The sequence below is a fragment of the Amycolatopsis azurea DSM 43854 genome, from assembly GCF_001995215.1.
In the GTDB taxonomy this organism is placed as follows: domain Bacteria; phylum Actinomycetota; class Actinomycetes; order Mycobacteriales; family Pseudonocardiaceae; genus Amycolatopsis; species Amycolatopsis azurea.
The window spans coordinates 144,049-164,484 of sequence record NZ_MUXN01000011.1 but is presented as its reverse complement, the minus strand read 5'-3'; the positions used below and the strand labels follow the sequence as shown (position 1 = coordinate 164,484).

General features: G+C 69.1%; 20 protein-coding genes. 5 read left to right on the top strand and 15 right to left on the bottom strand.

The features are described 5' to 3' along the window. Positions 1-7: 7 nt before the first annotated feature. Together B0293_RS15395 and B0293_RS15390 are read right to left on the bottom strand one after the other, a co-directional pair. On the bottom strand, positions 8-1,066 hold the full coding sequence (locus B0293_RS15395) for a tartrate dehydrogenase (protein WP_005156577.1): 1,059 nt from the start codon (positions 1,064-1,066) through the stop codon (positions 8-10). A 72-nt stretch (positions 1,067-1,138) separates the two neighbouring features. Next, positions 1,139-2,017, bottom strand: a complete 879-nt coding sequence (locus B0293_RS15390; RefSeq protein WP_005156575.1) for a LysR family transcriptional regulator — start codon at positions 2,015-2,017, stop codon at positions 1,139-1,141. Positions 2,018-2,161: 144 nt separating this feature from the next. Here B0293_RS15390 and B0293_RS15385 point away from each other — a divergent pair, with 144 nt between their 5' ends. Further along, positions 2,162-3,532 carry a GntP family permease gene (locus B0293_RS15385; RefSeq protein WP_005156572.1) on the top strand — a complete coding sequence of 457 codons (1,371 nt, stop codon included), beginning with the start codon at positions 2,162-2,164 and terminating at the stop codon, positions 3,530-3,532. An 8-nt stretch (positions 3,533-3,540) separates the two neighbouring features. Here B0293_RS15385 and B0293_RS15380 read toward each other — a convergent pair whose 3' ends face one another. From B0293_RS15380 to B0293_RS15350, 7 genes are all read right to left on the bottom strand, one after another. Next, positions 3,541-3,942: a hypothetical protein gene (locus B0293_RS15380; protein WP_039917702.1), complete on the bottom strand. Its 402-nt coding sequence runs from the start codon at positions 3,940-3,942 to the stop codon at positions 3,541-3,543. Between the two features lie 21 nt (positions 3,943-3,963). After that, positions 3,964-6,993: a WXG100 family type VII secretion target gene (locus tag B0293_RS15375; RefSeq protein ID WP_077241316.1), complete on the bottom strand. Its 3,030-nt coding sequence runs from the start codon at positions 6,991-6,993 to the stop codon at positions 3,964-3,966. Further along, on the bottom strand, positions 6,993-7,304 hold the full coding sequence (locus B0293_RS15370; RefSeq protein WP_005157686.1) for a hypothetical protein: 312 nt from the start codon (positions 7,302-7,304) through the stop codon (positions 6,993-6,995). Before B0293_RS15370 ends, B0293_RS15375 begins: the two co-directional genes overlap by 1 nt. Before the next feature lie 5 nt (positions 7,305-7,309). Further along, entirely contained in the window at positions 7,310-7,573 is a 264-nt protein-coding gene (locus B0293_RS15365; protein WP_005157682.1) for an acyl carrier protein, read from the bottom strand. Beyond that, entirely contained in the window at positions 7,566-9,215 is a 1,650-nt protein-coding gene (locus B0293_RS15360; protein ID WP_005157681.1) for a fatty acyl-AMP ligase, read from the bottom strand. The genes B0293_RS15365 and B0293_RS15360 overlap by 8 nt, the downstream gene beginning before the upstream one ends. A gap of 530 nt (positions 9,216-9,745) precedes the next feature. Continuing rightward, a complete protein-coding gene (locus B0293_RS15355) occupies positions 9,746-10,366 on the bottom strand; it encodes a DUF6801 domain-containing protein (protein WP_005157680.1) in 621 nt (206 codons plus the stop codon). Positions 10,367-10,466: 100 nt separating this feature from the next. Then, positions 10,467-10,856: a hypothetical protein gene (locus tag B0293_RS15350; protein WP_245191947.1), complete on the bottom strand. Its 390-nt coding sequence runs from the start codon at positions 10,854-10,856 to the stop codon at positions 10,467-10,469. Positions 10,857-11,030: 174 nt separating this feature from the next. Between B0293_RS15350 and B0293_RS15345 the strand changes: the two genes are divergently transcribed. Continuing rightward, positions 11,031-12,155: a S1 family peptidase gene (locus B0293_RS15345; RefSeq protein WP_005157670.1), complete on the top strand. Its 1,125-nt coding sequence runs from the start codon at positions 11,031-11,033 to the stop codon at positions 12,153-12,155. A 101-nt stretch (positions 12,156-12,256) separates the two neighbouring features. Here the strand turns inward: B0293_RS15345 and B0293_RS15340 are convergent, their stop codons facing one another. Next, the gene (locus B0293_RS15340) at positions 12,257-13,378 is read right to left on the bottom strand and encodes an FAD-dependent oxidoreductase (protein ID WP_039918010.1); all 1,122 of its coding nucleotides are present in this window, start codon (positions 13,376-13,378) and stop codon (positions 12,257-12,259) included. Between the two features lie 86 nt (positions 13,379-13,464). On the opposite strand from B0293_RS15340, the gene B0293_RS15335 reads away from it, so the two are divergent. Further along, positions 13,465-14,193, top strand: coding sequence for a TetR/AcrR family transcriptional regulator (locus tag B0293_RS15335; protein WP_005157665.1), 729 nt, complete (start codon positions 13,465-13,467; stop codon positions 14,191-14,193). Positions 14,194-14,316: 123 nt separating this feature from the next. Further along, positions 14,317-15,468, top strand: coding sequence for a site-2 protease family protein (locus B0293_RS15330; protein WP_005157662.1), 1,152 nt, complete (start codon positions 14,317-14,319; stop codon positions 15,466-15,468). Between the two features lie 7 nt (positions 15,469-15,475). Here B0293_RS15330 and B0293_RS15325 read toward each other — a convergent pair whose 3' ends face one another. The 4 genes from B0293_RS15325 to B0293_RS15310 all read right to left on the bottom strand — a co-directional run bounded on the left by B0293_RS15325 (position 15,476) and on the right by B0293_RS15310 (position 18,764). Then, entirely contained in the window at positions 15,476-16,237 is a 762-nt protein-coding gene (locus tag B0293_RS15325; RefSeq protein WP_005157659.1) for a hypothetical protein, read from the bottom strand. 49 nt (positions 16,238-16,286) lie between these two features. After that, positions 16,287-16,658: a hypothetical protein gene (locus tag B0293_RS15320; RefSeq protein WP_005157656.1), complete on the bottom strand. Its 372-nt coding sequence runs from the start codon at positions 16,656-16,658 to the stop codon at positions 16,287-16,289. Between the two features lie 31 nt (positions 16,659-16,689). Beyond that, entirely contained in the window at positions 16,690-17,058 is a 369-nt protein-coding gene (locus tag B0293_RS15315; RefSeq protein ID WP_005157652.1) for a roadblock/LC7 domain-containing protein, read from the bottom strand. Between the two features lie 320 nt (positions 17,059-17,378). Further along, entirely contained in the window at positions 17,379-18,764 is a 1,386-nt protein-coding gene (locus tag B0293_RS15310; protein ID WP_005157650.1) for a carbon-nitrogen hydrolase family protein, read from the bottom strand. A gap of 36 nt (positions 18,765-18,800) precedes the next feature. On the opposite strand from B0293_RS15310, the gene B0293_RS15305 reads away from it, so the two are divergent. After that, entirely contained in the window at positions 18,801-19,427 is a 627-nt protein-coding gene (locus tag B0293_RS15305) for a MarR family transcriptional regulator (RefSeq protein WP_063936639.1), read from the top strand. A gap of 168 nt (positions 19,428-19,595) precedes the next feature. Here the strand turns inward: B0293_RS15305 and B0293_RS15300 are convergent, their stop codons facing one another. Beyond that, the gene (locus tag B0293_RS15300; protein WP_039918006.1) at positions 19,596-20,426 is read right to left on the bottom strand and encodes a helix-turn-helix transcriptional regulator; all 831 of its coding nucleotides are present in this window, start codon (positions 20,424-20,426) and stop codon (positions 19,596-19,598) included. Positions 20,427-20,436: the final 10 nt, after the last annotated feature.

Here is a 20,436-nt window from a genome sequence, read left to right as displayed (position 1 = left end):
TGCCGCATCAGCCGCCGACCCGGTCGAGCACCGCACGCGTGTACTCGGCGGTGTCGGCCGTTCCGCCGAGATCGACGGTACTGACACCTTCGGCCAGCGCGCCGAAAGCGGCGGCCAGCAGCTCCTCGCTCGCTTCGGGGTGTCCCAAGTGGTCGAGCATCATGGCCGCGGACCACAAGGCGCCCAGCGGATTCGCCTTGCCCTGCCCGGCGATGTCGGGAGCGGAGCCGTGCACCGGCTCGAACATCGACGGGAATTCCCGTTCGGGGTTGAGGTTCGCCGCCGGGGCGACGCCGATGCTCCCGGCCACCGCGGCGGCCAGGTCGCTGAGGATGTCGCCGAAGAGGTTGGAGCCGACGATGACGTCGAATCGCTCGGGCGCCAGGAGGAGCTTCGCGGCGAGCGCGTCGATGTGCTCCTTGTCCGTGCGGACGTTTTGGTGCCGTGCCGCCGCTTCTTCCACCAGTTCGTCCCAGAACGGCATCGTGTGGACGATGCCGTTGCTCTTCGTCGCCGAGGTCACGTGACCGCGGCGGGTCCCGGCCAGCGCGTACGCGTACTCGACGACGCGAGTGACTCCCTTGCGGGTGAACACCGCCTCCTGCACGGCCAGTTCGTCCTCGGTGCCCCGGCCGAGCCTGCCGCCGATCTCGGAGTACTCGCCCTCGACGTTCTCGCGGACCACCACGAGGTCGACGTCCCCGGCGCCGGCGTTCCGCAGCGGGCTGGGCACGCCGTCCAGCACCTTGACCGGCCGCAGGTTCACGTACTGCCGGAAGCCGCGCCGGATCGGGATCAGCAGGCCCCACAACGAAACGTGGTCCGGCACGCCCGGCCAGCCGACCGCGCCCAGTAGTACGGCGTCGTGCCGCCGGATCCGGTCGAGACCGTCGGACGGCATCATCGCGCCCTCGGCGAGGTAGCGCTCGCAGGACCAGTCGAAGGAGTCGTAGGTGAAGGCGATCCCGTGCCGCTTGCCGACGGCGGCGAGCACGGCCTGCGCCGGGGGCAGCACCTCGGTGCCGATGCCGTCGCCGGGGACGAGCGCGATGCGATAACTGGTCATGGGTCCAGTGGACGTCGAGCCGGACCGCCGCGTCCAAGACCTGGTTCTTGCCACGCTGAGAGGCTGCGCCTATCAGCCAGAAGCGGCCAGCTCGTGGAACGCCGCCGCGGCCGGGCTCAGCCGTCCCTGCCGGGACACCAACGACACCACGAGGGAATCGGGACAGTCGAGCGCCCGGACGGCCGCACCTGCCGCTTCCGCCAGCACGCGCCAGGAATCGCTGACCACCGCGATGCCGACGCCGGCGAGAACCAGCGGCAGCACGGCTTCCCGGTGTTCCACCTCGACCGCGAACCGGCTGCCGGGGGCCTCGCGGAGCACGCCATCGGCCACGGCGCGCATCCCCGTTCCCTGCTGGCCGACGATGAGCGCGGCCCCGGCGAGTTCGGCGGGACGGACCGGATCCCCGGCGGGCAGTGCCGCGTCGTCGCGGCCGAGGACGGCGAAACGCTGGATCTCCAGGTGCAGGGCGGCCAGACCGGGCAGCGACGCGGCCGTCGGCGAGGCCGCCACGACGCCGAGTTCGGCGTCGCCGGTCGTGAGCATCTTCCCCACGTCCGCCGGGGTGCTCGCCGCGCGCACGGAGATCCGCACGCGCGGGTTGGCGACGGTGAACGCGGCGATCAGGTCCGTGAGCGGACTGACCGACTGCGACGGCATCGAGGCGATGACCAGTTCCCCGCCGAGGAGACCGTCGACCGCCTCGACCGTCGCGCGGGCGAGGTCCAGCCCGCGCATGACCTCACGCGCGGGCGCCACGAGCGCGTGCCCCGCCGCCGTCAGCACCAGCCGCCGGCCGGTCCGGTGGAACAGGAGGCTCCCCAGGTCCCGCTCCAGCGCGCGCAGCGACTGGGAAACCGAGGGCTGGGCGACGAAGAGCAGCTCAGCGGCCCGGTGGACGCTTCCGGCGTCGACGACGGCCAGGAAGTACCTCAGCTGACGGGCATCCACTCCGTACCTCCTCGTGGTCGATAGCCGGTACCTATCAGCTTGCCAGCAACCCGGTCTTGGACCGGCGACCCGTCCGAGGGGCTTACTGGGTCGCTACGAGGGACGGCACCGGCGCCGGCCCGCCGCGAGTCCGAGGAGGGCACCGTGTCCGATGCCTGGCTCCTTGCCCACACCGGCATCGCCATCGTGGGCATCGTCGTGCTGATCACCTGGCTCAAGACGCCCCCGATCTTCGGTCTGCTGATCGGCGCCACCTATCTGGGGCTGGCCACGGGCCTGGGAGCAGGCGGCACGACCGAGGCGCTCACCGCCGGTTTCGGTGCCGTGATGGCCGAGATCGGCCTGCTGATCACCTTCGGAGTCGTCATCGGCTCGCTGCTCACCGCCACGAACACCCTGCACCGTGTCCTGGAACGGCTGCTGGGTGTCTTCGGGCGGAAACGGGTACCGATGGTGTTCGCGGTCTCGCTGTCGACCGTGTTCACGTCGATCTACTCCGACGTGGTCCTGGTGCTCACCGCGCCGCTGGCCCGGCGCCTCGGTTCCCGGCTGGGCCCGCGTGGGGTCGCGCTCATGGGCGGCGCGCTGACCGCGGGGATCGAGGTCGGGCTGGTGTTCGTCGTCCCCGGCGTGGCCGCTCTGGCCGTCGCGGGCCTTCTCGGCGTGCCGCTCGGCGAGATGTTCCTGGTCGGGCTGGCCGTCGGCCTGCCCACCGCCGTGCTGACCACACTGGTCTTCACCGTGCTGGTTCGCCGGACGCTCCGCTGGGATCCGGCGACCGACGAACTGGAGACCGAGCAGGCCGACGACGCCGACGACGCCGACGACCCTGAAAAGACCGACGACACCACGCCCGCATCGGAGGTCCGGCGGCTGCCGCTCTGGCTGTCGGTGTCGCCGGTGGTGGTGACGCTCGCGCTGATCGCCCTCGGCGCGCTCGCCGACGCCTTCCGCTTCCCGCTGGGGCCTGTCGCGCTGCTGACCGAGCCGGTGATCGCCATGGCGATCGGCGCCGGCCTCGCGCATCTGCTGGCCCGCCGTGTCCTGCCCCGGCTCGAGGTCAATGCCGCCGTGGGCAAGGCGCTCGCGATGGCCGGGCCCATTCTCGTGCTGTCCGGGCTTTCCGGCTCGGTCGCCGAGGTGATCGGCGAGTCGGGACTGCGCGACGTGCTGGCGGGCTCGTTCGGCACGGGCTTCCTGCCACCGCTCGTGCTGGTCTGGCTGATCGCCGCCGTCCTGCACATCGCGATGGGGTCCATCTCGATCTCAGCGATCACGGCGGCGGGCATCCTCGCGCCGATCGCGGGCTCGCTCGGGGTCCCGGTGGTGCTGGTCGCCCTCGCCGCCTGCTCCGGCGCGCTGTTCCTCCCGCACGTCAGCAGCAACTTCTTCTGGATGTTCCAGTCGCTGCTGGGGCTGAGCACACGAGGCACGTTCAAGACCCACACCGTCGCCATGTCACTGGCTTCGGTGATCTCGCTCCCGATCGTGCTCGTGCTCGGCCTCGTCTTCTGACCGCGACGTCACTCGCGCCAGCGGTTGTTGAGGAAGGCGTCGTCCTCGTCGTCCACCGGTGCCGGACGACGAGGAGCACGCCGGGGCGCGTCCCGCCCCGCGCGGGCGGGCGGCTCCGGGGTGAACGAAGCCGCCGGCTCGTCGAAGGTAGGAGCGTCGTCGAACGCCGACGCGTTCCCCGGTTCGGCGTGGGACCGGTCGGTGCTCCAGCCGGACTTCGTCTTGCGCTCCCCCAGCTCCCGCCGATGCTCGACGTAGCGCTGGGCGGTCATGACCTGTTTGGTCATGACCTCCTGCGCGCTGGCCTTGATCTCGTCGGCCTTCTTGTCCCGCAGCCCCCGGCGCTCCGCCTGCTCGCGGACGAGACCGTCCAGGGCCGTCTTCATGGCCGAGGTTTCATCGACGCTCATCTGCTTCTCCCCTGCCTCGGACTACCGCCTGCGGGTGGACGGCTGGTCCTCATCGTCCAGCAACGAACCGGTGATCCGCCCGGTGGGTTCGTTGATCTGGTCGAACACCTCGCCCTCGATCCGGTACGCGCGGTTGGTCCGCTCCTGGTCGCCGCCGCCTTGGCCGCCACCGGCGCCCATGCCACCCATCGGCATCCCGCCCATGGGTGCTTGGCCGGGCGACGATCCGCTCAGCGGGGCGGACGGGGCGCCTGCGGGCACCGCCTGCGGCTGGTGCGCCACACCGCCTCCGCCCGTGTGCACGCCTTCGGTCAGCGACTGGCCCGTCGCCGGGGCCGCGGTTTCGAGCGAGACCCCGGTCGCCCCTCCGACTCCGTGGGCACCGCCTCCGCCTCCGCCACCACCGCCGCCGACATCCCCGCCGCCGATGTGGCCACCGCCGAGACCGTCGGGCACGGTTCCGCCGCCACCGTGGTGCGGGGTGAACGCCGGACGGGAATCGGGCTGGACCGTCCCGGTCAGGGGCTTGGCCGCAGGTGAGGCCTTGTCCGTGTCCGAGGGGTCCTTGTCCTCGCCGAGGGTGTACGTGGTCGGCTTGCCGGTGCCGTCGTCGACGGTGACGACCGTCGGACCGGACGGGCCGTCGGGACGTTCGGCGGTGATCTTCACATCGCCGTCCTGGATGTGGATCTTGCCGTCCGCCCCGGGGCGATGGACGTCGTCCTTCTTGTCGTCGCCGCCGGGCGCGTCGCCCAGCTTGGACTCGTCGTCGGTCCAGTCGAGCTTGAAGTCCTTGGCAGGCCCGGAACCGTCGCCGATCTTGATGTCCATCTCGCCGTCTTTGTCCGGCTCGGTCATCTCGAAGGTCTTGTCGCCCTGCTTGACCTTGAGGGTCTCGCGCTCGCCGTCCTCGGCCTTGTCGCCATCCTTGTCGCCGTCACCGGGCTTGTCATCGGTCAGCTTCTCGCCGCCTTCGCTGCCCGGAAGCTTGTCGTCGATCTTGTCGAGCTCTTCGGAGGCCTTCTTCTTCGCCTCCTCCGTGGCCTTTTCGGCGTCCTGCTTGGGATCGCCGTCCTTGGAGTCACCAGGCTTGGAATCGGAGTCGCCCGGGCCGCCGCCAGGGGTGTCGCCCAGCTTGTTCAGCGCTTCCGAAGCCTGCTTCTTCGCCTCCTCAGTGGCCTTTTCGGCCGCAGCCTTGGCTTCGGAAGCCGCGTCCGTGTTACCGCCGCCGGGGCCGCCACCACCGGGTCCGCCGCCACCGGGACCGGAACCGCCGCCACCGAGGTCGCCACCGGTGGGACCGTCGCCCAGCTTGTTCAGCGCTTCGGAAGCCTGCTTCTTCGCGTTCTCGGCGGCCGCCGCGGCCTGCTTCTTGGCCTCTTCGGCCGCGGCCTTCTGCTCGTCGCCGGAAGACGACGGCGGAGCCGAGCCCGAGGGCGACGTCTTGTCCTTGCTCGGGTCGGGACCGCCACCGGGTCCGCCGCCACCCGGGCCGGAGCCGCCGGCGCCGCTGTCGGGGATCTTCACGTCCGGGACAGGCGGGGGCTTCTGCTCGCCGCCGCCCGGGCCGGAGCCCGAGCCGCCACCGGGACCGGAACCGCCGCCGGGTCCACCACCGGAACCGCCCTCGGGGATCTTCACATCCGGGACAGGCGGGGGCTTCTGGCCCGACGGGCCGGTGCCATCCCCCGAGCCGCCACCGGGACCGCCGCCAGGGCCGCCGCCGGTGCCCGAGCCGCCGCCGTTCCCGCCGCCCTGACCACCTTGGCCGCCACCTTGGCCGCCGGTGAAGTCCGGGCCGCCGTTGCCAGGGCCGCCGGGTCCGCCGGGGCCGCCGCCCGTGCCACCCGGGCCGCCATTGCCACCCGGGCCGCCGTTGCCGCCCGCGCCCGCGCCTTCGAACTCGTTCTTGACCTTGCCCATGACCTTGTCGAGCTCGTCGTAGGCCTGGTTGACGAAGTCCTTGGTCTCCTTGCAGTTCTTCTCGAATCCCAAGTAGATGGCGGTCCACATCTCGGGGATGAACTGCTTCTGGATCCACTGCTTGGCGAGGGTCTGGCCCGCCTTCTTGAACTCGTCGTCGTCACAGCAGCCGTCGTTGTTCAGCTGCTGAACGAGATTGGAGCCGAAGTTCGCGTCCATCCAGCCCGCGATCGCGCCCAGGTCTTCCTTGCCGCTCTTCTCACCGGCGGCGATGGCGACGACCTTCTGCGCCATCGCGAAGTCGGCCTTGCCGACGATCTCCTTGTACCCCTTGATGACCTCGTCGGCCTTCTCCTTGCACAACTTGAACACCGTGGTGGTGGTGTGCAGCGTCGCTTCGCTCGCGGTGTTCAGCGTCTGGGAGAGTTTCTTGGCCTTGGGAAGGATCTTCTCGTTGTAGTTCTCCGACGAAGCGTCCGCGGCCTTCCCGGTCCAGGTCCCGTACAACTTGGTCAGCTGGGAACCGGTGTCCGCGATGGCCTTCTCGACGGTCTTCGAACCGGTCTTGAAGTGCGCGGCGTCGTCGGTGAAGTTCTTGAAGTTGATGCCGCGCTGCTCGTCGAACGGCTTCTTGATGTCCTTCTCGAAGTCGAGCGCGCGGCTGGTGCCCCGGCAGTCCTCCGGGAGCTTCGCCAGCAGGGAACCGAAGGTCTGGAAGACCTTGAGCGCGGGCGCGGCGGCGTCGAAGATCTCGTCGGACGTCTTGGTCCCGCCGCCTTCCGGCGTGGGTTCCTTGGTGCCGTCGAGCTTCTTGTCGCCCTCGTTGACGGCCTTCGTCTCTTCTTTCTGGGTGAAGCTGGCCTGATCGCCGGCGTTCTTCGCGCCGTCGTAGACCTTTTTGGTGTCACCGTCGTAGGGCAGGAACGGAAGGGCGTTGTACGTCTGCGCGTACTTTTCGGCTTCCTTGCGCTTCTGCTTGATCTCCTCCGGCTCCTCGACCCCGCCCCAGGGCGGGGGCGCCGGATGCGTCTTGATCCACGAGCCGATGAGCGCGGTCTTGTTGCCCGGCGGCACGCTCGGGTCGTCGAGCAGGGCCTTGACCTGGGTCCAGGTGAGTTCGTCGGCCACTAGAGCGTCCCCGTCTTGGTGATCTTGTTCTTCGTCTCGTCCTCGTTCTTGCCGTAGGTGGTACCCGCGGTGCCGAGGTTCGTGCCGAACGAACCGAGCGTTTTGCTGTACCCCTGGACCGAGGCCCACAGCGCGGCCACACCGTCGGTGTACTTCTTCGAGTGGTCACCGTGTGCCTGACCGAAACCGGCCGCGTTGACGGGCGTGCTCGACAGATCGGGATTGTCCTCGAGCAACTGCTCCGTCAGCTTTCCGATGTCCTTCGACGCCGATGAAAGCGCATCGGTCGCCGCGGTGAAGCCCCCGCTCATTCTTCTCAGCGCCTTTCGTCGGATCCGTCGGCCTTACCGTCGAGTGCCTCGGTGAGCACTTCCGCCACCGACCCGATGTCGGTGAACCGGTCCAGCTGGTCCAGATCAATCCTCACGTCGTGGTAGATCTCCAGCGCCGACAGGAGTTTTATCCGTCCTTTGGAGTCGATACCCAGCTCTTCGAGCGGTGCGTCGAACTCGATTTCGGCGGGATCAAGCCGAAAAGTCTCACTGACGACCTTCACGACCTCCGCGCGGTGATCACCCACGGGGCCGACTATAACGCGCCTTCGCGGCCGCTCGCGCAACCTTGCCACTGGAAGTGCGCGGAAGGTCACCGGAGGGAACCATACGTACCGATCGCAACGTCAGATCATGTTCATGTGACACCGCGCGCAATACCACCCGGGTGACTTCTTTGACATCCGCTTCGGCGTTCTTTGCCCATTCGGCTACCAACATGGCCCCTTCACCCATTTCGTCCGCCACGCCGAATGCCGCGACGCGGTCCCGGCGGATGGCGGGATGCGCTTCGCCCGCCACCGCCTCGATGTCCTGCGGGTGGAAGTTGCGGCCGTCGATGACGATCAGATCCTTGAGCCTGCCGGTGATGTAGAGGTCGCCGCGATGGAACACGCCGAGGTCGCCGGTGCGCAGCCAGCCGCCGACGCCGTCGAGTTCGCCGCCGAACGCAGCGGCATCGCCGCGGCCCCAGTACCCGGACGCGACGTTCGGCCCGTGGATCCAGATCTCCCCGACGAGACCGTCGGGTCGCGCGACGCCGTCGCGGACTATCCGGACCCGCTGCCCGAGGGGACGGCCGACCGAGACGAGCCCCTGGCCGTCGGGGACTTCGATCGCCCGGCCCTGCGCGAGGGCCTCCCTGTCGAACACCGCGCCCCGCGGTCCTTCCTCGCCCGCGCTCGCGACGTACACGGTGGCTTCGGCCAGGCCGTAGGACGGGCGGTGGGCTTCGGGCCGGAAGCCGCGCGGGCCGAAGGCCTCCTGGAACCGCGCGACCGTGCGCGGCTGGACCGGCTCGGCGCCGTTGAGCGCGACTCGGACATCGGACAGGTCGAGGTCGTCCCCCGCCTCACCGGCGGCGTCGACGGCCAGGTCGAACGCGAAGTTCGGCGCGGCGGTGAACACGGCCGGGTGATCGGCGAGCTGTCGCAGCCACCTGGCGGGCCGGTGCACGAACTCGGCGGGCGACATGAACACCGACCGTGCGCCCGCGTAGACCGGCAGGCACAGCAACTGGATCAGGCCCATGTCGTGGAAGAACGGGATCCAGCCGGCGCAGGTCGTGCCCTCGTCGACGGCGTAGGCGTGACTCGCCTGCCAGCAGGCGGCGGCAACCGCCCGGTGCGGGATCACGGCACCGGCGGGCTCCCGTGTGGACCCGGACGTGTACTGCAAGTACGCGGGGCTTTCGGGGGTGACGGGAAGCGGGTCGGCGCCCGGCCCGGAGAGTTCGTCGACCACGATCAGGTGCTCGGGCGTCCCGGCTTCGCGCACTTTCGCGGCGGCGGCCGACGAGGTCAGCCAGACCTGCGCGCCGCAGTCCGCCAGCACTCCGGTGAGCCTGCCCCGCTGGGAAGCGCTGGCCGGTGCCATCAACGGCACGGCCACCAGCCCGGCGGCGAGCGCGCCGAAGAACGCCAGGGGGTAGCTCAGGTCCTGGCCGGTGAGCACGGCGGCCCGATCACCCGGCCGCGTGACCTCGCGCAGCGCCCCCGCGACCACCCGCACGCGGATGACGAACTCCGCCCAGGTGACCGTGTCGTCCACGCCGGCGATGTGGTCCTGATGCGTGAAAAGCGGTCGCTGGTCGGCTTCGCGAGCGAACAACCGCTCGACGATCGAGGTGCGCAGCACCTGTTCCGGAACATCCACCGGCGACGCGGTCATGTCCCGCAACCTACTGGAACCGCGGGTCACGCGCCGGGACGGGCCCGCGCCGGGAAGCGTTGGGTGGCCGGGTCGTGAGTGGCGATTCGGGTTCTAACCCGAATCGCCACTCACGACCACCCGGACCGAGTCGGTGCTTTCGCGTGATCGGTCGGACGGCACGTGTGATCCGGCGGACGACACGCGTGACCGGATGGACGACACGGCCGCGGCCGGGGTCTCGCCGCGAGTCGTCCGTCTGGACACGCGTGTCGTCCATCCGATCACGCGAAACCGGGCAGCAGGTACCCAAGACACCCTTGACCCTGCCCCGAATCGCCACTCACGACCAGCCCGTGAACGCGCTTCGCGACCTTCACACCTACCCAGGTACATGAAGGCCCCCTTCCTTGCGCCAGGCGCAAGGAAGGGGGCCTTCATGTACCGCAGGAGGGCAAGCACCGGTGCCCAGTCGGTCGAGGTGGTCGTGAGTGGTAAGTGACGTTCTAACGACACTTACCACTCACGAGACCCAGGGCAGGCGCGGGAGGTCAGTTCACGGTCACGGTCGCGAGCGAGGCGTCCTGGCCGGGGTCCATGCCGCACGGCAGGTCGAAGGTGCCGAGGTCCGTCGGCGTCCCGTCCGCCCGTTTCGGCGTGACCTTCCCGGTGAAGCCGCCGCCGACGGTGAAGACGATCGACCCGGGCTTCTTCACGGTGAGCCCGGGGATCGGTCCGGTGATGACGATCCCCAGCGGACCGTCCTGCGGCACGGCGGTGGCCGGGAAGCCCAGGCCGTTGAGCGTGACACCGAGTTCGGTGCCGTTGTAGTCGACGCCGACGTTCGCGGACGCCGTCCCGTCGATGGTCGCCGCGCCGATCAGGTTCAGCGCGGAGACGATGTCCCCGTCGAGGGAGACCGCGACCGAAAAGCCGGTGACGTCGATCGGCGAGCCGACGGCCACCGTCCCGGGGAAGGTCGCCGTCACGGTGGCGGCGACCTGGCGCGCTCCGATGAGCGGCATTTCGCAGGTGAAGGTCAGGTTCTTGGTCACCGGTCCGGGCAGCGGAGCGGCGGAAGCCGTACTGGCGGGCAAGGTGACCGCGGCTCCGGCGAAAACGAGAGCGGCGGCGATGCGGGCAAGGGGTCTCAGTGACGAAAAGCGCGGCATGGAATCCTCCGGTCAGGAATTCGGGGAAAGGAACGGAAGGCTGAAAAAACGTTACGGCGCACCGATCCCGCCAACAACAGACAGTCCTTCTCGGATCGATTCAGGCTCCCGGCCCCTGATTGTTCTTGTCATCAGGCGACGATTTCCCCGCCGGATTGTTGCCAGCTCCGTCATGGTCACGCGCGGACTCTCCGCACAGCTTTTCCAGTCCCTGTCGCCAGCGCCGCCGTCGCTCGCCGGAATCCTGTTCCCACCAGGGAGTGCCACGTTCCCCCAAGCCGACCTTGGCGAGATGCACGCGCGACCGGGCGTCTCGTTCCGCCTCGGCGTCCTGGTTGCGCCGCGCCGCGCCGACGTCCCTCCGGGCACGCATCAACAGGCCGCGCAGACGGGTGGCCGCTTCTTCCGGGATCTCCGGATCCGCCGCCCGCCAGCGCCGTCCGCCGATCACGACGAAGTGCCCGTCCGGTGTCCTCTCCGGTTCAGCCATCCCACCAGGGTCTCTCGGATCGGCCGTGGGCGCTCGCCTCCGCGCCCCGCGTTCGAAGTCGTTCACTCTTGTTAATTTCGGACAGAAGACCGGACAATTCTCGCCATTTCCGAACTCTCGGCCGCACACTCGGCGGGCAGTGTGTTTCTTTCCCCCGGCCTTGGAGGAGTCACCATGCGTCGAAGAATCGCCCTGGCACTCGGCGGCGCCGCCGTCCTGACCGCGAGCCTCGCGTCCGCCGCCCTCGCCCCGATCGCGCAGGCATCCCCCGAACTGATCTCCGCCATGCAGCGGGATCTGGGCCTCACCGCAGCGCAGGCCTCTGTCCGGCTCACCCAGGAAATGACGGCCTCGCGCGTGATGCCCGCGGCTCAGCAGGCCGCCGGCGCGGCGTTCGGCGGCGCCTGGTTCGACCCTGCGCGCGGCAAACTCGTCGTCGGGGTCACCGATCCCGCCGCGGCCTCCGCCGTCCGGCAGGCCGGTGCCGAGCCCACCGCGGTCGCGATCAGCGCCGCCGCACTCGACGCGGCGAAGGCGGAAATCGACTTGTCGGCCCAGGACCGGCCCGCGCCCGCCGCCGTCAGCGGCTGGCGTGCCGACCCGCGCAGCGGCAGTGTCGTCGTGGCCCTGCGACCCGGCGCGCACGGCTCCGACGTCGACGACTTCCTCGCCAGGGCCCGAAAGGCCGGTCCGGTCTCCGTGGTCACCGCGCCGAAGGCCGAGCCGTTCGCGGCGGGCACCGTCGGCGGCGACCCGTACTACATCAACGGGAACACCCGCTGCTCGATCGGCTTCTCCGTCCAAGGCGGCTTCGTCAGCGCCGGTCACTGCGGCGGCACGGGCAGTTCCGTCGTCGGCTGGGACGGCTCGGCGATGGGCAACTTCGCCGGTTCTTCCTTCCCCGACAACGACTACTCGTTCATCCGGATCGGCAACGGCTGGTGGACGGCGCCGGTCGTCCTCGGCTGGGGCACGGTGAGCGACGCGCTGGTCCGGGGATCGTGGGTCGCGCCCGTCGGCACCTCGGTGTGCCGGTCCGGTTCGACGACGCACTGGCACTGCGGCACCGTGCTGGGGCACAACGAGACGATCAACTACTCGCAGGGCGCGGTACACCAGATGACCCGCACCAACGTCTGCGCGGAACCCGGCGACTCCGGCGGTTCCTTCATCACCGGTGACCAGGCCCAGGGCGTCACCTCCGGCGGCTGGGGGAACTGCGGTTCCGGCGGCGAGACCTGGTTCCAGCCGGTGAACGAGATCTTGCAGCGCTACGGTCTGTCACTCGTCACCGCGTGACGCAAGTCCGCCCGTCGACCAGGACGTCGACCGTGTGAGTTCCCAATGTCGCATTCGAGACGCTCAGCGTCTCGAATGCGACATTGGGAACAGCCGAACACTCACGAGTTCGCTTGCGGCACATAAGCCGGCAGAGCGTCGAGGCTGTGGCGCACAGCCTCGGCACCGTACGCGAGCATCTGCCGCTCGTAGTCGCCGACGGCGTCAAGGAGGCTCCGGTGTCCCTCCGCGGCCTCGATCAGGCTGCGGCGCAACAGATCCGCGTCGCGCAGGGCGGTGTTCGCCCCGTTGCCGCCGGTCGGGGAGGTGGCGTGGATCGCGTCGCCGAGCAACGTGACCGGGCCGGACGCCCACCGCTCGCCGGGCTCGACCACGCGGATGGACAGGAGCGTGCTGTTGTCCGGATCGGATTGTTCGACGAGCTCCCGCAGTTCCGGGTGCCAACCGTCCATTCTGGACAGAGCCGCTTCCTGCGGGGTCGAGGCGCCGAGCGCACCGTCCGGCGGCAGGATCATCGCCCAGCGCACGTAGTCATGGACGTCCGGAAGGGTCACTTCGGGCGCCAGTTCTTCGGCCGCTTCCTTCGGCGGGGTGCGGAAACGCATCGCGCCGAGCAGCAGGCTCACCCCGTCCCCGGCGATCTTCGAGCCGAAAGCCTTCGACAGTCCGGCGAAACGCTCCGTCAGCGTGGTACGGCCGATGACGAACCGGACGCCGGTATCGGTCGGAGTGGTCGACGGCGACAGCGCCGAGCGAACGGCGGAACCGACCCCGTCCGCCCCGACGAGCAGGTCGGCGGTCACCGGGCCGCCGTCCGCGAACCGTGCTTCGACCTTGCCGTCGGCCAGGACCTCGTACCCGGTCAGCGCGGCCCCGGTGCGCACGGGGAGCCCGGTCAGCAGCAGATGCCGGAGCACGTGCCGGTCGACCACCATCCCGGTCCTGCCGGGGCCGAGTTCGCCGATCGTGTTCAGCCACGGGTCCAGGACCAGCCGCTCGCCGTAGGCGTCGCCGACGATCGCGTCCAGCAGCGGATGCCAGCGTGACGGCAGGCAGCCGCGCACCGCTTCGAAACCCGCCTGGTTCAGCACGAGCCGGTAGCCCTGGAACCGGGCGGTGATAGCGGGATCCCGCTCGTACACCTCGGCCTCGATCCCGGCTCCGCGCAGACCCTGCGCCAAGGCGAGACCTCCCAGACCGGCTCCGGCCACTGAAACTCGCATCACACACCTCCGAACCTCTTGACGAACTAAGTTCGTCGGCTGCGAACTAAGTTCTACTCGGCGAACTAAGTTCGTGTCAAGCTAGAGTGACCGGCATGCCCTCCGATCCCCGCCAACGCCGAGCGGCCCGTCACGCCCAGCCCGCCGAGGACCCGGCGGCGTCGCCACCACGCAAGAAGCCCATCACGGTCGACCGCATCACCGACGCCGCCCTGCAGGTCGTCGCCACCGAGGGCTACGACGCCCTGACCATCCGCCGGGTCGCCGCGGTGCTGGGCTCCGGGCCGTCGTCGCTGTACGCGCACATCGTCAACAAGGACGACATCGACGACCTGCTCGTCGGACGGCTCTACTCCGGGATCGTGCTCCCCGAGCCGGATCCGGCGCGGTGGCGGGAGCAGATCCGCGACGTCTACACCCAGATCCGCGACCAGTACCTGAAATATCCGGGAATCTCCCGCGCCGTCCTGGGCACGGTCCCGACCAACCTCCACAGCTTGAAAGTGCGCGAAGGGCTGCTGGCGATCTTGCTCGCCGGCGACGTCGAACCGCGGACCGCCGCCTGGGCTCTCGACGCCCTGTCCCTCTACGTCAGTGCCTACGCCCTGGAGCAGTCACTGGTCCGGCAACGACAGGACGATCCGGACCAGGAATGGGTCGTCAGCCGCGAGGAACTGCTGCGCCGGTTCGCCGCACTGCCCGCCGACGCGTTTCCGCACACCCGGCGCCATGCCGCCGAGCTGACGTCGGGCACCGGGCACGACCGGTTCGACTTCACCCTCGGCCTGATCATGGAAAATCTCTCCAGAAGCTAGTCCCCCGGACGGCCCTCCGATCGAGGCTGTTCGGCCCTAGTCACCCTCCCGCGCCCCGAGAACCGTGGAACCGGTCCATTCCCGCGAAAACATCGGTCAACGGCGCCCGGGGAAAGGGATCCGATGTTCTGCACCGCCCTCCCCCTCGGCCGGTGGGCAGGAATCGCCGTACGCGCCCACTGGTCGGCCCTCGTGATGCTCTTCCTGATCGCCGATCTCCTCGCCTCGGCCGCACTCCCCCGCGCCGCGCCCGGAGCGAGCCCCGGGTGGTACTGGGTCACCGGCGCGCTCACCGCCGCGGGTTTCCTCACCTCGCTGCTGCTGCACGAGTTGTCACACGTCGCGGTCGCGCGGCGGCACGGTCTCGGGGTCAAGAGGATCACGCTGTGGATGCTCGGCGGCGCCGCCGAACTCGAGGACGAACCCGCCACACCGGGAGCCGACTTCCGGATCGCGATCGCGGGCCCGATCGCCAGCGCGCTGATCGGCATGACCGGGCTCGGTGCCGCCGTCCTCGTCGCGGACGTCGTGCCGCCCCTGCCGGTCAGCGGCCTGGCGTGGATCGGCGTCGGCAATCTCCTGCTGGCGGTGGTCAACCTGCTGCCGGCCATGCCACTGGACGGCGGGAGGATGCTGCGCGCGGCGGTCTGGTCGCGGCGCGGCGACCGGGCCCGCGCCGGGACCGTCGTGGGGCGATTCGGGCAGGTCCTCGGCGCGGCCCTGGGGCTCGCGGGGCTCGCGCAACTGCTCCTGTTCGGCAGTTTCGCCGGTCTGTGGCTCATCCTCCTCGGCTGGTTCCTGATCTTCGCCGCGCAGGCCGAGTTCGCCGCGGGTCCGCTGCGCGACCGGCTCGGCGGGGTCCGGGTGGGCGAGATCATGAACCCCTCCCCGACGGTCGCGCCCGGTTGGTGGACGGTGGACACCTTCGCCGAGCACGCGGCGAGTACCGGTCACGATCGGGTGTTCCCGGTGCTGTCGTTCGACGGTGTCCTCATCGGCGTCGTCAGTCTCGGGGACCTGATCCGGGTTCCGGCCGACGCCCGCCGCGTGACCACGGTCGCGGACGTGGCGCGCGAGGACCGGGCGGTCACCGTCGTCGGTGTCGACGCGCACGTGTCCGAGTTGATGAACCGGGTCTTCCTGCGGCACGGCCGTGATCTCGTCCTGGTCACCGAGTCCAGCGCGCTCGCCGGGGTGGTGGGAGCCGACGACCTGGCCAGGGCCGTCGAACTCGCCACACTGGGGCACCGCCCGCGCGCCTCGGATCTGCGGTGAGCCTCGCTCATTTCGCCGCGCCGGGGCCCGCGCGGGGCCTCAGCAAAAGCCCGGGCGGCAATTCCACCTCCAGTCCCATGATCGTCGCGGTCGGCCTGCGACGAGGCCACCACCCCGTTGTGGTGACGTCGATCAGGTCGTCGGTGAACGCCTTGCGCTGCGCCGGGGTCACCGCGTGCCAGCGCATCTTGAACGCGGGACGCACCGGCGCGATGAACGGCCTGACCGCTTCGTGGGCGCGGGCGAACACGGCCTCGAAGTTCCGGTCCGGCACGTAGTTCAGCTCCAGGTCGATCAACGGGTCCGGCCCGCCGGCGCGGTGAAGGCACCGCGCGAGGATCCGCGCGATCTCGTCCACCGCCAGGCGCACGGCACCGGGGACCTGCTCCTGCCACCAGCCGAGGAACGGCGCGTTCAGCGACTGCGCGGTGAGTTCGTCCGGCAGCACGATCACCGCCCGGACCGCGGTACCGGTGAGCTCCACGTGAAGCCGGGTCCACCGGCTGTCCGTGTCCAGGAAGAACCGCGGCAGCGGCAGCGGCGCCGGGGTGTCGGCGCCGAGCCGGATCCGCTCCTTCACCGCGACGAACGGGTGGTCCGACGGTTCGGGTTCCGTCGCGTGCCTGCCGTTCCGGCCGTCCGGCAGGACGAACACGAATTCGAGGCGATCGCCGGTGAGCTTCAACCCGGCCGGGAACAGCGACCCGAGACCACCCATGAGCGCCGAGCCGGCGACGAGTGCGCTATAGCTGGACGCCCCTCCGGTCATCGTCGGCTTCCTCCGATCCGGGTGGTCGCCGCCGCACCCACGCCTGCGTTCAGACCTGCAACTCCGTCTCGATGCGCTTGAGATAGTGCCGCGCCAGCGCGAGATTCGCCTGGTCCCGGTCCAGCACCAGATAGAGGAACAGGGAACTCCTGGCACTCACGGAATCCAGCAGGCGGATCAGGTGGTACTGGCGATGCAACGTGATGAGGATGTCCTCGATACTGTCGTTGAGCGCGAGCGCGGACATCACCCGGAGCTTCGACCTGACGACATCGGTGTTACCCGCCGCCGCGACCTCCAGGTTGAGCCAGTCACCGCCGCCGCTGGTGCCGAGTGACATCCCGCTCTCGTAGTCGACCAGCGCGACGCCGACGGCCCCGGCGATCGACATGGATTCCTTCATGGCGTTTTCGATGTTCATCGAACTCCACTTTCTTCGTTGCGATTGACGGTCAAGCAGCCAGGATCGAACTGATCCGGTCGATGACCGGGCGGCATTCGAAAAGAAGGCGGCCGACATTCAACTGCCGGTCGCCCATGATGACCATGAGTGCCCTCCGGTCGATGGCGTAAACGGCCATGTAACCGTCGCTGCTGAACACCACGGTCTGCCTGAGTGTGCCCTTGCCGGTCACCTCGGCGGCCTGACGCGCGATCCCGAGATTCGCGGCGGCGAGCGCGGACACCTCCGCGGGATCGATACTCCTCGCCGCGTCGGCGACGATCGGTATTCCGTCGACCGCGGCTATCACCGTGTCGGTCACTCCCGCGACGTTGTCCCGCAGGGTCCGCAGTTCGGCGATCAGTGCATCGAAATCCACTACACAATACTTCCTGTTTCAGAGGGCCTCATCAGGAGATTCCGCGATGAACAGCGCCACTCCGCGTGAACTCGAATCAGTGAAGCCGGCACGGGACAAGGATCACTCGACGGATTTCTCGAACGCGATGGAACGTACCATCGGCGGTTGTCATCACCTATGCGTATCCGGGACCCGGCGGAGGTATCACGCGATCGGCCCAAACACTTTCCGTGTACGCACCAGGTCGTCGGATCAACCGCCGTCATCCGTCGTGGCATCACCCGGAAACAGGACAGTTCGAGAATTCCCGACGATCCCGGAAAGGCCGAGAAAATGCCTTACCAATCGGCCACTCGTGGCGTCAAGGCGTCCTCGAGCGCCTGCTGCCGCTCGGCTTCCGGGTTCTGATACTCCTTGACCATGATGTCGGTGGTCAGATACTCGTCCGGCCTGCCGGAAGGGCCGGCCGCGGTCAGCAAGGTGGTCGCCGGGTATTCGATCTCGCAAGGACCTTTCTCCCCCTCTTTCTCCTCACGGTAGAAGCGCGTGATCGCCAGTCCGTTGCTCACCGCCGCTTTCGCGCCGAGGTGCACGGTCAATCTCTGCCCCGCTTCCGCCTGCCACCCCTTCTTCCACATGGGAGCGGCGAGAACCGGTACGAGAATGTGGGTGACCCCCATCGCCATGAGATGGTTGTGGCGCTCCGGACGAGTGAAGTCCTCGCACACTTGGACAGCGAATCGCCCGGCACGGGACTCGAGCACGGTTATCAGCGAATCGTGGGAGATGCGTTCGTCACGTTTGACCCCGCCGAGTTCGATCTCGTACTCCTTCTGCTTCTCCACCGTGAAGCAGAAGCCCGACATCTTGTCCTGGGTGAGCATCGGTTCGGCCCAGCCGTTGCGATGAACGAGAACGGCGCGGTTCGGCGGCCGGTTGCTGCCCGGCGCCGGCCCGGCGCTGAACACCGGGCCGGTTCCCAGGAGAAGCCACGTGAGCGAGCTTTCCTCGGGCCGGGGCGTGGCCCTGAGCTGCTCGCGCCATCGTTCGAGGAGGCTGTCGTCCAGGCAGCCCTCGGGAGGGACGGCCAGTACCGCCCCGCTCTTGTCGAGAACCTCCAGCGCTTTCGCGATCCGACCGTCGAGGCGCGCGCTGTCCGGCGCGACGGTGTAGAACCCGCCGTCGGGATGATCCGGTTCCCAGCGCAGATCGGCCGGTTCGGCCAGCAAGGGCAGTTGCGCGATCTTGAGCGGCGAACGCGGCAGGTCGCGGACGGCCGCGACTCGCGAAAGCTGGAGGTTGAGGCTGACGTACGCCGGGATACGCAGCAGGTGCACGAAGTCGTCGAGACTTTCCCGGTCGACGTTCGGCCGGAGCGGGAAGGTCCGGCGAGGCACGAGGATGCCCCCGGTCTCGTCGTTGAGCCTGCCGTTCATCTCCAGCCGCACCTGAAGGTAGTCGAGCGCCCTGTCGCCCAGATGGCACGTGTCGACGTTGGCGTCGAGGAGCGCGAGGTCCAGGCCGAGCAGGACGCCGAAGTCCTTCTGGTCGTCCGGGAAGCCGGAGATCCACTCCTCGGCGAGGAACCCGGTCGACCGCACCTCGGCCCGGACCACTTTCTCGATCTCCCGCACTCTCCCGTCCGCGGACCAGTCGCTGAGCTTGTCCCCGGGGACACTCCTGAGCCCGTCGTACAGGTTGACGAACGCGTCGGCAGGATCCATACTTAACACTTCCTTGATTCTGGAGGTGGGGAGCCCATGCCCTCTACTGCGACAGCCGCACTGGACAGGACGTCGGCGGGCGTGGCCCCCGCACCCGGCAACACGGCCGAGGACGCGGAGGGGCTTTCCCGGGGCTTGGACACTTGGGCGACCAAGCTGCGAGAGGAGACCGGAGAGGGAAAGGTACTCGGCGACCACGCGGCGGTGGACCGCTGGGCCGCGGCGGTCGGCAGATGGCTGGTCGACGCCACCCTGCTCGCGGACATCCCGTCACTGCGTTCCGCGTTGCAGGCCTTCCAGGCCGCGGGGATGCGGTTGCAGCCAGGCGGGGCGACGACGCGCCTCGAAGCCGTCGTGACGGCGTTGGCCGAGGTGGCGCAGTCCGCGCTCGACCGGGCGGAGCAGGCGGCGCTGGCCGACGACCTGGACCCGAAGTCGTGGGCGGCCAAGATGCTCGTGCTGGTACACGGCGAACCGCACATCACCAGTTCCGACGTCTGCTCCCGGCTCGGCGCGCACGAGGCGCAGATCAGCCGCAGCGGGAAGGCACTGATGGAGCGTGGCCTGGTCGTCAAGACCCGGCTCGGCCGGTCGAAGGGCTGGTACGCCACTCCCCGGGGCGGAGCCGTCGCCACGCAGTTCGCGGAACGTGAGAACGAATAGCCACGATCCGATAATCGTGGTGGCCGTTCCTGGCCGATGTCGAGAATCGCGCTTTCACCACCCTCCGGCACGCCGTTCCTGCGTTAGTCGTCGGCGGCCGGAGGATGGTTACGCTTGGCGACGCCTATGAGACACGTTTTGCTTCAGGTCGTGACCCGGTTATGACATTCACCGTGCGAACAGGCCGTCCAGCGAGGACTGGCTTTCCTCGTCCATGGCACGGTAGATCACCAGGCGCTGGTCCTGATCCTGCAGTGGCGTGAGCACTTCGAAATGCAGTTCGATCCTACCGGCCTCGGGATGCCGGATCACCTTGCTCCCACGCCCTTTGACCTTGACGTCACGTTCGGCCCACAGGCGCGCGAATTCGTCGTCCGTGGTGAAATCGGCGATGAGATCGATCAATGCCTGATCATCGGGATGCGCCGCCCACGCGGCGCGCAGATGAGCGATTCCTTCCCGCACGACCCGTTCACGGTCTACAGCGAAATCGCGGATCTCCGGATGCTTGAGGCATAACCACATCGAATTTCGCCGGGACGGCGGCAGGGTGTCGAAATCCACCAGCAGCCGCGCCATTTCGTCGTTCCAGGCCAGAATGTCGTAGCGGTGGTTCATCAGCATGACGGGCAAGGGCGACAGATCGGCGACCAGCCGGGCCAGCGGCGGCGCCGGGGTGGTCGCGAGCTTGTCGGCGTTGCGGGGACGCCGCCTCGCCAGATCGAAAAGGTAGGCGCGTTCGTCGGGGGCCAGGCGCAGCGCCCCCGCCAGCGCCTCGACCACGTCCGCCGAGGGCCGCAGCCCGCGAGCCTGTTCCAGCCGCACGATGTAGTCGATGCTGACCCCGGCCAGTTCGGCGACCTCCTCCCGGCGCAGCCCGGGTGTCCGCCGGGACCGGCGGCGCGACGGCAGGCCGAAATCGTCCGGGTCCAGCCGTTCACGCCGGGTTCGCAGGAACGCGGCCAGCTCCTGGGTCGTGTCCACGGTGCGGGTCGTCATGATCGGTCCA